The following is a 14,849-nucleotide window of genomic DNA, read 5'->3' as shown; positions in this document are numbered from 1 at the left end:
GGTCTTTCGTCTGTCCGGGCGTCCAGCCCGGACAGACCGTCAACGCCCCTGCAATGCAGCGATGCGCTGCTCGATCGGCGGATGGCTGGAAAACAGCGCCATCCAGCCCGGACGACCGTTGATACCGGCAGTCGCGACGTTGTTCGGCAGTTCGCCTGCCTGCATGCCACCCAGACGACGCAAGGCGCCTACCATGGGTTGCGCACTCCCCATCAGCTGCGCAGCACCGGCATCCGCCCGAAACTCACGCTGACGCGAGAACCAGGCCACAATGATGCTGGCCAGCACGCCGAACAGGATGTCACAGACGATGGTGGTGACGAAGTAACCGATACCGGGACCGCTGGACTCCTGATCGTTGCGGCGCAGGAAGGAATCCACCAGGTAGCCGACCACACGCGACAGGAAGACCACGAAGGTGTTGACCACCCCCTGGATCAGGGTCAGCGTCACCATGTCGCCATTGGCGACGTGTGCCACCTCGTGGGCCAGCACGGCCTCGGCCTCTTCGCGTGACATTGACTGCAGCAGGCCGGTGGACACCGCCACCAGCGAGTTGCGCTTGCTCGGGCCGGTGGCGAAGGCATTGGGCTCACCCTCATAAATTGCCACCTCAGGCATCGGAATGCCGGCGGCCTTGGACAGACGGGCCACCGAATCCACCAACCACTGCTCGGTGGCATTGCGCGGCTGCTCGATGACCTGCGCGCCGGTACTCCACTTGGCGATCATCTTGGACATCAGCAACGAGATGAAGGCGCCACCAAAACCCATGATCGCAGCAAAGCCAAGCAAGGCGCCAAAGTTCAGCCCATTGGCACTCATGAATCGGTTGACGCCAAGCAGGTTGGCCACAATGCCCAACACCAGCACGATGGCCAGGTTGGTCATCAGGAAAAGGGCGATACGTTTCATCTTGACTCCGTGTAAAGCGGGGATGGGGTGCCGTTATTGGGGACGATCCGACACATCGGCTGTCCGGTCGGCTTCGACGGGAAATTCGGCTTCGGGTTCCGGTAGACGGCTGGCCAGCACCTTGTCGATGCGTTTGCCGTCGAGATCGACGACTTCGAAGCGCCAGCCCTCCCAGGTGGCGATATCGCCCGTGCCCGGCAAGCGACCGAGCAACCACATCACCATGCCGGACAGGGTGTGATAACGGCCCTTTTCCTCCTCCGGAACCGCCTTCAGACCCAGCCGGTCCTTGAGTTCGAGGATGGGAATCAGGCCATCGAGCAACCACGAGCCATCCTCACGCTGCACCGCCCAGGCTTCATCCAGATCCTGGGTCTGGAACTCGCCTGTGACCGACTCGATCAAGTCCTGCAGCGTCACCATACCCTGCACCTCGCCATACTCGTCGATGACGAAAACCATGTGTGTGCCGCTGCTGCGAAACTGGCTGAGAAGCTCCATGCCCGTCAGCGATTCGGGCACGTAGACCGGCGCCTGCAAGGCCTCGGTCAGATCGACCTCGGTGCCGCGCAGCGTCTGATTGAATAGTTGCTTCGATCCGACAATACCCAGGATGTCATCCAGCCCGCCACGGCAGACCGGAAAGCGCGAGTGGTCGGATTCGGCCATCAGTGCGAGGTTCTGCGCCATCGGCCGGTTCAGGTCGAGCCAGACGATATCCGAACGCGGCACCATCAACGAGCCGATCTGGCGGTCGTCGAGACGGAACACATTGCGCACCATCTCATGCTCGCTCTTCTCGATCACACCGGCCTCCGACCCTTCGGTCAGCATGGCGTGGATCTCTTCCTCGGTCACGCTCGGCCCATTGACCTCGCGCTGTCCCATCACGCGCAACAACAGCGCCGTTGACCCGGCCAGCAGGTGCACAAAGGGACGTGAGGCGATCGACAACATGTTCATCGGCCGCGCCACCAGACGGGCAATGCCTTCCGGGTTGATCTGCCCAATGCGCTTGGGCACCAGTTCGCCGACCACGATGGACACATAGGTGATCACTACCACGACCAGCACGGTCGAGCCGATCTCGCTGAAACGCTGCTCCAGTCCCAGGCCTTGCAACCAGAGTGCAAGCGGCCCGGCCAGCGCCGCTTCACCAACGATACCGTTGAGGATGCCAATCGAGGTAATGCCGATCTGGATGGTGGACAGAAAGCGGGTGGGATCTTCACCAAGCTTGATCGCCACCTCCGCAGCACCGTCTCCATCCTCGGCAAGACGGGCCAGGCGGGCCCGCCGCGCGGTGACAAGGGCAATCTCCGACATGGCGAAGAGGCCGTTCAGGATGATCAGGGCAACAAGAACAAGGATTTCCATGGTGTCGTGAATTCAGGGCAAGGCATAGGGACGTGCGCCGGCCTGCCACAAGGCATCGCCAGAAAAAAGCGCAGGAACATGCAGAAAACGCGATGGGAGCCGGAAAGGTGAATGACCACCGGCTGCATCGAAGGGGGAGCGATACGACCCGGCCCAACATCGGTCCGGGGATTCATCTCCCGCCAGGGGCGCCTCATCGTCGCCTGAAGGCGGCTCGATGTGGGCAGATGATAGGCAAAGACAACTCATAGCGCGGAGTCAGGGGACCCCGCCGCATCCTTTATTTGTTGTGACAAATGCAAGCATGCCGCACAACTCCAGTTTTGTCACGATGTGTGTCTCCCGGCTTCCATTACGACCTTGACTTTGCCGAGCGACCGCCTACACTCGCTTCCATCAAGGGGAGTAGCTTTTCACGCCGCATCATCGTCATCACGGCCACGACATGCAGCCATGTCGTACCCGGTGTTGCGGGCAGTCCGTTCCAGCGGTACGGATTGCAAGCGAGACCTTGCCCGATGGGCAAGGTCCGTGCGTAGTGCGCATGCAAGGGTCTGTGTCCTTCGGGAACAGGCCCTTTTTGCCTTCTATGCGGAGCGTTTCGTGGAATCGATTGGTACGTGGTGGTTATGGGTGGCGTTTGCAGCCATTGTGGTCGTGATGTTGTTGCTGGATCTGCTGGTCTTCAAGGGGGGACAGCAGCACCGGGTCTCGTTGAAGGAAGCCGGCGCCTGGTCGATCGCCTGGGTCAGTGTGGCCCTGATGTTCGCTGGCGGCTTGTGGTGGTACCTGGACGCGGAGTTCGGCCGTACGATCGCCAACGACAAGACCATTGCCTTTCTGACCGGCTACCTGGTCGAGAAATCGTTGGCGGTGGACAACGTCTTCGTCTGGATGATGATCTTCAGCTTCTTCGCAGTACCGCTTGAACTACAGCGCCGCGTACTGCTGTATGGCATCGTCGGCGCAATCGTGCTGCGTACGGTCATGATCTTCGCCGGCAGCTGGCTGATCTCGGAGTTCCATTGGCTGCTCTACGTGTTTGGCGCCTTCCTCATCGTCACCGGCATCAAGATGGTCTGGTTTGCCGAACACGATCCGGATCTCGAAAAGAACCCCTTGATCCGCTGGATCCGCAACCACTACCCGATCACCGAACGTCTGGAAGGAGAACGCTTCTTCGTCATGCGCGACGGCGTGAGGATGATGACGCCACTGTTCCTTGCCCTGGTACTGGTCGAGATCTCCGACGTGATCTTTGCGGTCGACAGCATCCCTGCGATCTTCGCCATCACCACTGATCCGTTCATCGTGCTCACCTCCAACCTGTTCGCCATCCTCGGGCTGCGCGCGATGTACTTCCTGCTCGCCGACCTTGGCGACCGGTTCGAATTGCTCAAGTACGGCCTTGCCGCCATCCTGGTGTTCATCGGCACCAAGATGCTGATCGTCGATTGGGTGAAGATTCCGGTGATGGTGTCGCTTGCAGTGGTCGCTACCCTGCTGGCCTGCGCCGTTTTTGCCAGTCTGTGGTATTCGGCGCGGAAACGCGCTGAAGCGAGCTGACGCAGGCAGAGTGACACCCGTGTCGGCACAAGACCCCGCCGTAACAGCGTTGTCGCGAAGCCAACACTCGTGAATGTTTCAATACATTGAATTAAATGGATATTTAATCTGGTACGACACTTGCAGATCCCGGTCCGACCCAGCCCATCGGGGTCATGGTCGAGAACCGGGAGAAGCCAAATGAAGCTGCAGATCGAACGTGTGGTCGCCGAAGCGATGTGTGCCCGCTTTCCCGCCTGGCAGGTTTACCTGGAACAGCTCAAGATCGCCAACCGCATGGAAGTGCCGGTCGAGGCGCTTGACGCAGCGCGGCTGGACGCGTTGATCGGACTGACCCGCCAGCGCCCGAACAACTCCGCCCGAGTGGCCATGCTCGAGGCGCTGCAGCCGCTTTTCGACTGCAACGCACCGACGTTCGAGGAAAGCGAGATCGAGCCGATGATTCCAGCCCTGGTCGACTGGCTGTCGCGCGGCAGCCGCGGCTGGCTGTTCCATCTCGACCCCGGTGGCATGCTCAAGCCTTATGTCGTGTCACGCATCGACTACACCCCCGCCGGCACCGAAGAGCGTGCACGCATCGTCATCGACCTCAAGGCCAACAGCTGCGGCAAGGTGGCCCATACCAACGTTTTCATTTCCGAACGCGACCTGGGCGGACGCTCGATTGCACGCATCCTCGCCGCCAAGGGCTATCTGGCCGAAACCCCGACCCTGATCGCCGCCTACGACGAATCACTGGCGCGCTATCACCAGTGGCGCGGTGACTACTCCGCGCAGTTCTCCGCCATCGGCACCGGCCTGCTCGCCGAAGACCCCAATGCCAGCCACCGCAACACCGACTGGGCGCGCAAGAACGTGGTCGTGCTCTCCACCAGCGGCCAACCGGCGCGCCTGGTCAACGACGAAGCCATCCTGCAGAACCGCGAGCTCACCCTCGAGATCGCCGGCAACCCACTGGTTCAGTTGCTCAAACGCGCCGAGCGCAAGTCGATGTTCACCCGCCCGGTCGAACAGGCCCTGGACCGCATCGCCGAATCCCTGTCGCCACAGCTGTTCTCCCAGGTGCCGATCCACGGTTATGTGCTGATGTTCCATCTTGAACTGCATCACCACGTCTGGGTGGATGTGGATCAGATGCAGCCCTACCGCTACCAGCCCGAACTCAAGGACAAGCTGGTATTACCGTCCGAGCAGGTGGACCTGATCGACATCCTCACCGCCGAGATGGATGTGTTGATGGACGACATCGTCGAAGGCAAGTCCGGCGGCACCACCGTGTTGTGCACCGGCCCGGCGGGGGTCGGCAAGACACTGACGGCCGAGGTCTACGCCGAAATCATCCAGCGCCCGCTCTACCGCGTACATTCCGGCCAGCTCGGGCTGAATGTGGCCGACATGGAGCGCATCCTGCGCGAAGCACTGATCCGTGCCCAGCGCTGGGGCGCCGTAATGCTGATCGACGAGGCCGACGTCTACATCCGCCGCCGTGACGACCAGCTCACTACCAATGCGGTGGTCGGCGTCTTCCTGCGTGTGCTGGAATACTTCAACGGCCTGCTTTTCCTCACCACCAACCGCATGGACGACATCGACGAAGCGGTGGTATCGCGCTGCATCGCAATGATCCGCTACACCCCACCCTCCGAGACCGAACGCACCCGCATCTGGGGGGTCATGGCAGCGCAGTTCGGCCTGGACGTGGATGCGGCACACCTGTCCGAACTTGCCCGACGGTTTCCGCAGGCCACCGGTCGCGACATCAAGGGCCTGGCCAAGCTGGTCGCCAAGTACTGCGGCCACAAACAGGTGGCCCCCAGCCTGGCGGTGTTCGACCGTTGCGCGGTATTCCGTGGCATGAACCTGGGACAGGCTGCCTGAGCGGGTGTGTGAACGCATCGTCGCGCACGGGTCAGGCGGGCAAGGCCGCTATCGACCTGCGCAAACGATGCGCTTCCGGGTGCAGTGAGCGATCAACCCTCCACACGTTCGATCGTCAGGTACACCAGGGTCTGGTTGAGCAACTGCCAGGCAATCTCGCCAAACGTCATCGGCCCGGTGAAACGACCGGTGCGCCGCCCCTCCAGCTTGTCGTTGATGTAGTTGAGGATACAGTTGCACGAAAAGGCGACGGCGCGCCCATCCTGCAGCGCCGCACCACCAAGCCGCTGAGGGGCCGCCAGCCGATAGTCGACGCCGGCAAACACAGGGGCAAAGAAATCCACCCGCCCATGTGTCTGGTCAATGCCCTTGAACGAGACGTTGATCATTGCCCCGGCGTAATCGGCCACCAGCGGCAGACTCAGATCCGTCCCCGCGCGTTCCAGATACTCGGCCAGTCGCGCCCTGGTGCCATTCACCCAGCATTCGCCGGCGGAAAAGCCGGTCTCATCGAAGCGGAAACGATCACCCTCGCCCGGTCGCTGCAGGTTGATGATCTCCACCGCTGCATAACACTCCTCCGGCAAGGGCACATGCATGACGATGGCACGATCGTGATCCAGCTCGCCCGTCTGGCCGTTGATGACAGCCGGCAAACCGGCGTCACGCGCACCCGGCTCCGTGCCCGACACCCAGCCAACCAGAGGCTTGACGAACATGTCGTCGAACTCGGGCGCATGCTGCGCATAGTGGGCATGAATCGCCGAAAACGCCGGCAGAATGATGATCGAATAGCCATTGTCCGGCGCGTCAACACACACCTGCCCGATCGAGCCCAGATCATAAAAGCGGACCTGCGGACGGGCATCCAGCACCTCCGCCTCACACACGAACACCTGATCGCGGCTATGCTGCCCACCCTGCTGCGCCATGAAGTAACAGATCGTCCCGCCAATCCAGTTGCCGCGCGGCAACTGACGCAACAGCGCTTCGTCACCCGCGATGCTGAAGAAGCCACCCTGCTCGATCCGGCGCGCCGCCTCGGCCACGCTCATCAGCTGCCCGCCCTGCGGCCGCACGGGTGATGGTTCGGTCAGCAGCATGTTCATGCCTCCTCCAGTTGCGCCAACTCATGCGTCAGCAGGCGCCGGTTCTTGACGAAATAGCGATGCAGTTCCTGCAGCTTGAGCAGGCGCACCTCGTCATCGGCAATCACTTCGAACTGGGTGCGCAAGCGGCTCAGCAACAACCTGAGCCCCAGCACCCGGATATCCAGCGCCCGCGAACCATGCACCAGATCCAGCCAGACCGGATCGCTCACATCCGGCACCCCACCTCCCGTAGCTGACACCGTGCCGGCAGCGGCATCCAGGCCGGACTCACCAGATACTGCAGCCACAGGGCTCGGGGCGGCCACGACGTCACCCGCCAGCCAGCGACCATTGTCGATGGCATAGCGGAAGCGCCAGAGTTCGGCAATCGGAAGACGCAACAGGGTACAGATACTCTGCAGGCTGCACCCTTCACGCAGGTAGGCAAAAACCTGCTGGCTCAGTTCGCGGGTAAAGGGCAGATCCGGCTCACCCGCCCAAGACAGGGTAGGCAGGGTGACATCTGCCGGCGCCATCAGGCTGACACGCACGTCCCAGTTACCAAAGTTGACGTGCCGCCAGGACAGTTCACGCGTCGCCGGCTGAATTCGCTTCGACAGGCCGAACCACCCACGCGGCGCTTCAAGCGCAATTGACACCTCACACTGTCGGCGGGCTTCATCCACTCGAGACTCGACAACCGTCCACGGCGCCCCGACGCCCAGCAGCCTGCACCAGACACTACGTTCATCATTCATCTTTCGACACGCTCCTGCAGCCGATGACACGGAGGGCAGTCAACTCCCGGCCCCCAAATCAACACCAGCATTTGCACAATGCATGCCAAAAGACTCAATCAACTAGGCATAGTGCATCGCATCATCCGCTTATCATCAAGCGTTTCCATGCCATCGCACTCTGCAGAAGCGGCAGTTCACCTGCAGTGCAGCATGCGTCGCCTGTACGCACCCCGGCGGATCGAGCGATTCAACTCTGAACAGCGTGTCACGGAATGAACCATGTCAGCAGGGTGCGGACGCCCTCTGGCAAGACGGCAGGCAATGCGCAACATCACGCTCGAACAAGGCATGCATGCCATCAAAGACACGGATGGCTCCGTCACAGGCGCGCCCGATCTGCGCCTCATCCCTGAGCGAGCACCTCAGCGCATGGACGACATGCATCCAGTGCTCCCGGCTGTCCCGCCCGAAACGGCGGAAGTACTCGAGCGCAGGCCCGGCCTCGGCACCCAGTCTGGCACGCAGATGCTGATCGATGACCGCCGCCCCCAGCGACGAGCCTTCGACGGTATAGATCACACCGAGCAAGGCGGCCTCATCCTCCATCCAGTTTCCGGTGTCGGCAGCAGACGGCAAGACCAGGCCGCGCGCAGTCAATGCCTCCCCAAGGGCCAGACTGCGGGTACGATAGAGCGGCGAAGCACTCAGGGCATGACCGAGCGCCCGCTCCAGCCCGGTGAAGAAGCGATAAGACAAGCAGAGAAATGCATCGACATCGCCAAGACCGACGGTAGCGGCCATCAGGCGCCGCACCGGTGGCGTGGTCTCCAGGGCGCGATGCGCATCGCGTGTGCGCTCGCGCAGCACCTGCACAGGATCAATATCGGTTGGCGACATCCAGCAGCATCTCCCGCAGACGCAACCCAAGCAGGCGGGTTTCGTTTTCCCAGGGCCGGCTGTGCCCCATGCGTTTTTCAATCCACTTCTCGAAGGACCGCCGCGGCGCAATCCCCAGCTGGCCATCATGATGCTCGACCGGCTTGTCGGGATTGCCTCCCCAGGCCACCTCGTGAATGTGTTCCTGGCGGGTCAGATACACCCGCAACATGCGGCCATCGGCGGCTCGCCCCTTGATTGCCACCATGCCGGCAATCCGGCTCATCGGCATGCCAGGCAACTCGCTACTCAAGGTATCGGACAACCACAGGGCGTCGGCCAGCTCATCGCAGAACCACTCATCGACGCGGGCCAACGCCTCAGGTTCAAAGGTTTCTCCAAACGCCACCTGCTCAGCATCGAGCAAGAGATGCACCCCTTCGCTCTCCAGTTCGTCCGCGAGCAAGGGGCCGAGCGTGTCCCAGGCGGCGAGCAGCCCTCCCGCCCGGGTGACAATATCCTCGATCCCCGAAAACCGCCGGACCAGACCATCCACCAGCCGGATCCGGTGCTGGGCAATGAAGGCGGTCAGAACCAGACCATGCGTGCGTACCTCTCCGGCCGCAGCCTCAAGCACGGCCAGCGACAACAGCCGGGGCTGATGGTGATGACAGGCAATCAGGCCATGCAGGTGACCGGCTACCATCACCGGCAACGACAACGAAGCCTGCACCCCCATGTTCGCAAGATAGACCAGATGCACCGGCGACACGCTGCGCAGATCGGCCAGCCCCAGATCCGGCACACCGTCAATGCCCTCCACGGCCACCGGCGCCGCACTGGCATCGGGAATCAAACGCCAGGGGCTCTGCCGATACAGCTCGCGCGCGATCTGGGGAATATCGCTCGCAGGAAAACGCAAGCCAAGATAGCTACCATATACATCGGGATTGCGCGCCTCTGCGATCACCTCACCATCCCCATCCTGGCGGAAACGGTAATACATCACCCGGCAGAATCCCGTAATTCCGGCGATCCGCTCGACCAGCGCCTGTTTGCGCGCGGCCAGTTCGTCATGATCCCGGGGCTGGCCGACAACCTTTGCCGGCAAGCCCTGCCAGTCCAGGTCGTCGTCCGGTGCAGGCGTCAGTTCAAGCACCCGCTCGCCTGCCGCATTACGACTGATGGTCAGATCGAACGACAGGCCGGCACTACTGAGGGCGTGACGGACGTGCAGGCGGGCGCCGGCCTGCCCGGGCAGCGTATCGCAGTGCGCAGCCAGCACCGGCGGCAACAGATCACCCGGGGCAAGGATCTCATCCCCCAGGACAGCCGGGAAATTGCACGAGCGATGCGTTATCCGCGCGGCCTGATCCACCACCAGCAAGGCCCCGTGTGGCTGAATGTGGCCGGAAAGATGCAGGCGTTCACGTTCGCACTCGGCCAGAAATCGCTTATTCATCGTGATGTCGTTGTTCCATCATGGCTTCGAAACTTCCCGCCTCCAGCGGTCTGGAGAACAGATATCCCTGCACCGCCTTGCAGCCATGCCGACGCAGCCATTCGAGCTGACGCTCGGTCTCCACCCCCTCGGCAACGGTATCCAGTCCAAGCGAGTGGGCCAGCCCGAGAATGGCCTCGGCAATCGCCTCGTCATCCTGATCTTCACCCAGCCCATCGACAAAACTCTTATCGACCTTGAGTTCGGACAAGGGCAGACGCTTCAGGTAGATCAATGACGAGTAGCCAGTACCAAAGTCATCGACACTGATCCTGATGCCATGCCGTGCAAGGGTGCCGAGGTTGTCGGTAACGTGCTGCGTGTTCTCGAGCAGAGCCCCTTCGGTAATCTCGATACACAGCAATTCGGCCGGCACCGCCGCACGCTTGAGCGCAGAGATCAGGCGCAGCGCCATATCCGGCTCGCGCATACTGCGCGGCGAGCAGTTCAGCGAGATCGGTGGCGGTGACATCCCGGCGGTGATCCACAGGTGCAGATGCTCGATCAGCAGGCGTTCGACTTCCTTCGACACCTCCAGAATCAGCCCGCTGCTCTCACTCATCGGAATGAACTCCGCCGGCGACACTTCACCGAGCACCGGATCCTTCCAGCGCACCAGCGCCTCGGCACCAATCAGACGGCGCTCACTACAGGCCGTGAACTGGGGCTGAAACACCAGACGCAAGCGCTTCTGCTCCAGCGCCGCACGCAGCGCACTCTCCAGCGTCGCGCGCTTGAGCAGGCGCACATGCAGATCGGGCACGAAGAACTCCACCCGGTTGCGCCCCAGCTCCTTGGCACGGTACATCGCGGTATCAGCCGCTTTCACCAGGGTGTTGCTGTCCTGCCCGTCTTCCGGATAGAAGGCGATCCCGACACTGGCCGACACGAAGAGCTTGCGCCCCTCGATGTCGAACGAGGTGGACAACTCGTCGACAACCCGCTTGGCGACCAGGCTTGCGCCATCTGCGTCGCAGTCACCCAGGATGGCGGTGAATTCGTCACCCCCCAGACGAGCCACGGTATCGAAATCACGCACCACCTGTTGCAGGCGCAATGCAGCCGCCTTCAGCAACTCGTCGCCGATATCGTGGCCCAGCGTGTCGTTGATGGTCTTGAAATTGTCCAGATCGATGAACATCAGCGCCACGCGCGCACCATGCCGGCGTGCATGCGCGAGTGACTGACGGAGACGGTCCTGAAACAGGGAACGGTTGGGCAGGCGGGTCAGCGGATCGTGAGTGGCCAGATACTCTGCACGACGTTGGGCATTCTTGATGTCGCTGATGTCCGAAAACACCGCAACGAAATGCTCGATCTGACCTTCGGCACCCTCCACCCGGTTGATGGTCAGCCACTCGGGAAAGATCTCGCCATTCTTGCGCTTGTTCCAGATTTCTCCTTGCCAGAAGCCGTTACCCTTCAGGGCCTGCCACATCGCCTCGTAGAACTCGCGACTATGACGGCCAGAACGCAACAGGCGGCCGATCTGCCGGCCCATCGCATCGCCAACCCCGTAACCGGTAATGCGGCAGAAAGCGCTATTGACGGTCTGGATGAAGCCGTCCGGATCAGTCACCACAATGGCCTCACCGGCATGGTCGAACACCTTGGCGGTGATCCGCAGCTGTTCCTCCGCATGCCGGCTGGCAGTGACATCCTCGGCCTCGAAGATCAGCGCAACAGGTTGCCCCGCCTCATCACTCAGTGTCTGATGGACGGCGCGCAGGTAGCGTGTTTCCGCTTCCCGTTCCAGGCGATGGTCGACGACGATGTTGCTACGCGTGCGCATGGACTCGACGGTTGCCCCCCAGATATCACCGGCCAGGGTTTTATCGAACAGGCTGAAATCATTGGCGCCGACGACCTCCCTGCCCTCCAGGCCAAAAAACTCGACAAAGCGGCGATTGACATACAGGTACTGACCCGCCAGATTGCGCATCGCAAACATCACCGTTGTCTTGTCCATCAGGGCATGCAGCCGCTGCTCCGATTCCGACAAAGCAACCTGGGTACGGACAATGTCGCTGACATCGATGAAGCTGGCTACCAGGGACCGGACATCACCACGCTTGTTCAGCCCGGGGGTGACGATGATGCGCAAGTGCCGATCCTCGACCATGACCATCTCCTGCTCGCGGTCACCATGAGCCATTGCCCGGCCCAGCAAGGTTTCGAGCACCGGTAGGGGAACCGGCAGCTTCAGGCGCGCAAGGTGCTGACGCAGCGCCGTGGTGCGCAGGTCGAAGCGCCGCGCCGCAGGCGCATTGAAGCGGGTCAGCTGCAGTTCACGGTCGAACACCAGCACTGGAAACTCGAGCGCATCGTAAAGATGGGCATACTCCTCATACAGTCCGGACAGCTCGACGGTCTTGACATTGAGCTCTTCGTTGAGACTGACGAGTTCCTCGTTGGTCGCCTGCATTTCCTCGTTGGCGGCCTCGAGCTCCTCATTGGTGGCCTGCAGTTCCTCATTCGATGCCTGGGCTTCTTCATTGAGGGCCTGCATCTCCTCATTGGCCGTGGCCATCTCCTCGATCAGCGCCTGCAGATGCTCACGCGTGGCCATCAACTCATCGGCGAGCGCCTGTTCACCACGGGCGTCGGTCTCGCCGGCATGGACGTCGGCAGCACCGCCCGGAACCGGCGCCACCTCCGGCTCGGGGCAGAAGATGAACAGGTAGAACACTTCGTCCGCGCTCGACACACGCTCGGCCACGAGCTTGATCCAGTGCTCGCCGACGCGTCGCGGCCGGCTGCACTGGACCTGTGCCTGCTGATCGCAGCGCCGCATCAGGGCAATGACTTCGGCCCGCAAGGCGGGGGAAACCAGATCCGGCAGGCTCAAGCGTGAGGCCCCCGCAGGAAAATGCAGGAAGCGCTCGGTATCCCCAGCGGCATGCAGCACGTTGGCATGGCGATCACACATCACCACGGTCACACCCAGACCCGACACCAGCCCCTTCAGCAGGATCTCGTGCTGCGATTCGCGGCGCTTTTCGCGCGGTCTCGAGGCCAGTGCCACTGTCGCCTGTGGCGACCTGGCCGCGACCTCACCCGAAGCATGGAACAAGCGCTCCCGGCGATTGAGCGGCACAAACAATTGTTCGGCTTGCGCAATGCTCTCGGACCGGCCGAGAAACAGGACGCCCTCCTTGTTCATGCCAAAGTGGAAGGTCTGCAGGACCTTGGCCTGAAGGGGGGCATCGAAGTAGATCAACACATTGCGGCATGAGACCAGATCGAGCCGCAGGAAGGGCGGATCACTCACCAGGTTGTGGCGCGCAAACACGATCATGTCGCGCAACTGCTTGCCCGCCTCATAGGTATTGCCGGTATGGCGGAAGAAACGCTCCAGCAACTCGGCCGGCACCTCGGTGGTCGATGCCGCAGGGTACACGCCGCGGCGTGCCACATTGAGTGCGTCGTCGTCGATATCGGTCGCAAAGATCTGGATGCGGTAGAGCATCAGCCGGTCACCCAGTGCCTCGGCGAACAGCATCGCGATCGAGTACGCTTCCTCGCCACTTGCACAACCCGCTACCCAGACACGAATCTCGCTGCCCGCCGGCTTGCGCGCCACGATGTCGGCGACGCTCTGGCGCAGTGCAACAAAGGCATCGCGATCACGGAAGAAAGCCGTCACCGAGATCAGGATGTCGCGTGCGAGGTGGTCGAGCTCCTCGGGGTTGGACTCCACCCACTTCAGATAGGCCGGCATGTCCGAACAGCCAGTGGCAAACTGACGACGCCGGATGCGTCGCATCAGCGTCCCCATCTTGTAGCCGGAAAAATCGAAATCCAGCCGTTCGCGCAACTGCTTGAACAGGCTCGCAAGCAGATCGACAGGCGCCTCCACGTCATTGTGCTCGGCTGGCAACTCAAGCAAACGGGCGATCTGTGCCGCGATGTCATCCGGGGCCAGCACGTGATCGGCCACCCCGGCCTCGATCGCCGCACGTGGCATACCGTCGTACTTGGCGGTGTCCGGCTGCTGCACCAGCGTGAAGCCGCCGGCTGCCTGTATCGCACGCAAGCCCGCAACCCCGTCCGACCCGGTGCCTGAAAGGATCACGCCAATGGCCGACTCGCCTTCCTCTGCAGCAAGGGAGATGAAGAACTGATTGATCGAGGGCTTGGGCACGACTTCGGGTGGCGCATGGACCAGCACCAGACGTCCGTCCTTGAGCAAGGCATTGGCGTTGGACGGCACCACATACACCACCCCCGGCTCAGGCACGTCACCCTGTTCCAGCTCCTTCACCCTGAGATCGGTCTCACGACCGAGAATCTCCGCCATCATGCTGCGATAGCTGGGGGACAGATGCTGCAGGACCACATACGCACAGGACAGACCCGGCCTCAACTGGCCGATCAGCTGCGTCAACGCCTCCAGGCCGCCAGCGGAAGCGCCGATACCGGCAATGAAGGTCTTGCGGCCAGCCGGCGTCGGCGGCACAGGATGCGGATTTTTCTTGTTCTTCATGTTGCCTGTCATCTGGTCATGCCAGAAGGCCGTCAAACCGGCGATCTGCCGCACCTGTCAAGAAACACGCCCTCATTCCGCTGTTTCCCGCCCGGCACGCGACCCTCACCTGGTTCCGGCAATCTTCCGGTCCTAATCAACGAACGCCCTCTCCCCATCCAGCTCTGGATGCTGAGGAATGTCCGTACACTGATACCGTTACATTGCGGTGCCGCATCAGCCGTTGCCGATACGCAGTGTATCGCGACTTGTGCGCGGTTTGCCGCGCTGAGACACGTCCGTTCGGGCAGAAATTCCACCTTGTGCCGCAGAACGACGCCGGACTGTGTCAAACATCACGCAATTGACAGGCGCGCTTCCAGCCCCCCCACTGCACCGATTGCGCGTAACATCACGACTGTTCCGTCCGTATCGGAGGC

Annotated in this window: 9 protein-coding genes; 2 read left to right on the top strand and 7 right to left on the bottom strand. The window is 61.9% G+C overall.

Features of this window, described 5'->3' with window-relative positions:
* Positions 1–39: 39 nt before the first annotated feature.
* Positions 40–915, bottom strand: a complete 876-nt coding sequence (gene htpX / locus DNK49_RS04375; protein ID WP_110523117.1) for a protease HtpX — start codon at positions 913–915, stop codon at positions 40–42.
* 33 nt (positions 916–948) lie between these two features.
* Positions 949–2,292 (bottom strand): hemolysin family protein, encoded by a 1,344-nt coding sequence (locus DNK49_RS04370; RefSeq protein WP_110523116.1) that lies wholly within the window; start codon positions 2,290–2,292, stop codon positions 949–951.
* Between the two features lie 603 nt (positions 2,293–2,895).
* On the opposite strand from DNK49_RS04370, the gene DNK49_RS04365 reads away from it, so the two are divergent.
* Entirely contained in the window at positions 2,896–3,858 is a 963-nt protein-coding gene (locus DNK49_RS04365) for a TerC family protein (protein ID WP_110523115.1), read from the top strand.
* Positions 3,859–4,038: 180 nt separating this feature from the next.
* On the top strand, positions 4,039–5,736 hold the full coding sequence (locus tag DNK49_RS04360) for an AAA family ATPase (protein ID WP_110523114.1): 1,698 nt from the start codon (positions 4,039–4,041) through the stop codon (positions 5,734–5,736).
* Positions 5,737–5,828: 92 nt separating this feature from the next.
* On the opposite strand, the gene DNK49_RS04355 is transcribed toward DNK49_RS04360, so the two are convergent.
* The 5 genes from DNK49_RS04355 to DNK49_RS04335 form a co-directional block, all read right to left on the bottom strand.
* Entirely contained in the window at positions 5,829–6,845 is a 1,017-nt protein-coding gene (locus DNK49_RS04355) for a DUF6976 family protein (protein WP_243632235.1), read from the bottom strand.
* Entirely contained in the window at positions 6,842–7,585 is a 744-nt protein-coding gene (locus DNK49_RS04350; protein ID WP_110523113.1) for a hypothetical protein, read from the bottom strand. The genes DNK49_RS04355 and DNK49_RS04350 overlap by 4 nt, the downstream gene beginning before the upstream one ends.
* 264 nt (positions 7,586–7,849) lie before the next feature.
* The gene (locus tag DNK49_RS04345) at positions 7,850–8,464 is read right to left on the bottom strand and encodes a biliverdin-producing heme oxygenase (protein WP_110523112.1); all 615 of its coding nucleotides are present in this window, start codon (positions 8,462–8,464) and stop codon (positions 7,850–7,852) included.
* Positions 8,445–9,905, bottom strand: a complete 1,461-nt coding sequence (locus DNK49_RS04340; RefSeq protein ID WP_110523111.1) for a GAF domain-containing protein — start codon at positions 9,903–9,905, stop codon at positions 8,445–8,447. The genes DNK49_RS04345 and DNK49_RS04340 overlap by 20 nt, the downstream gene beginning before the upstream one ends.
* A complete protein-coding gene (locus DNK49_RS04335) occupies positions 9,898–14,430 on the bottom strand; it encodes an EAL domain-containing protein (protein ID WP_165843263.1) in 4,533 nt (1,510 codons plus the stop codon). The genes DNK49_RS04340 and DNK49_RS04335 overlap by 8 nt, the downstream gene beginning before the upstream one ends.
* Between the last annotated feature and the right edge of the window lie 419 nt (positions 14,431–14,849).

The sequence above is a fragment of the Parazoarcus communis SWub3 = DSM 12120 genome (assembly GCF_003226565.1).
GTDB lineage: Bacteria > Pseudomonadota > Gammaproteobacteria > Burkholderiales > Rhodocyclaceae > Parazoarcus > Parazoarcus communis.
Note: the sequence above shows the minus strand (reverse complement) of the source record. Positions and strands in the feature narration are given on the sequence as shown.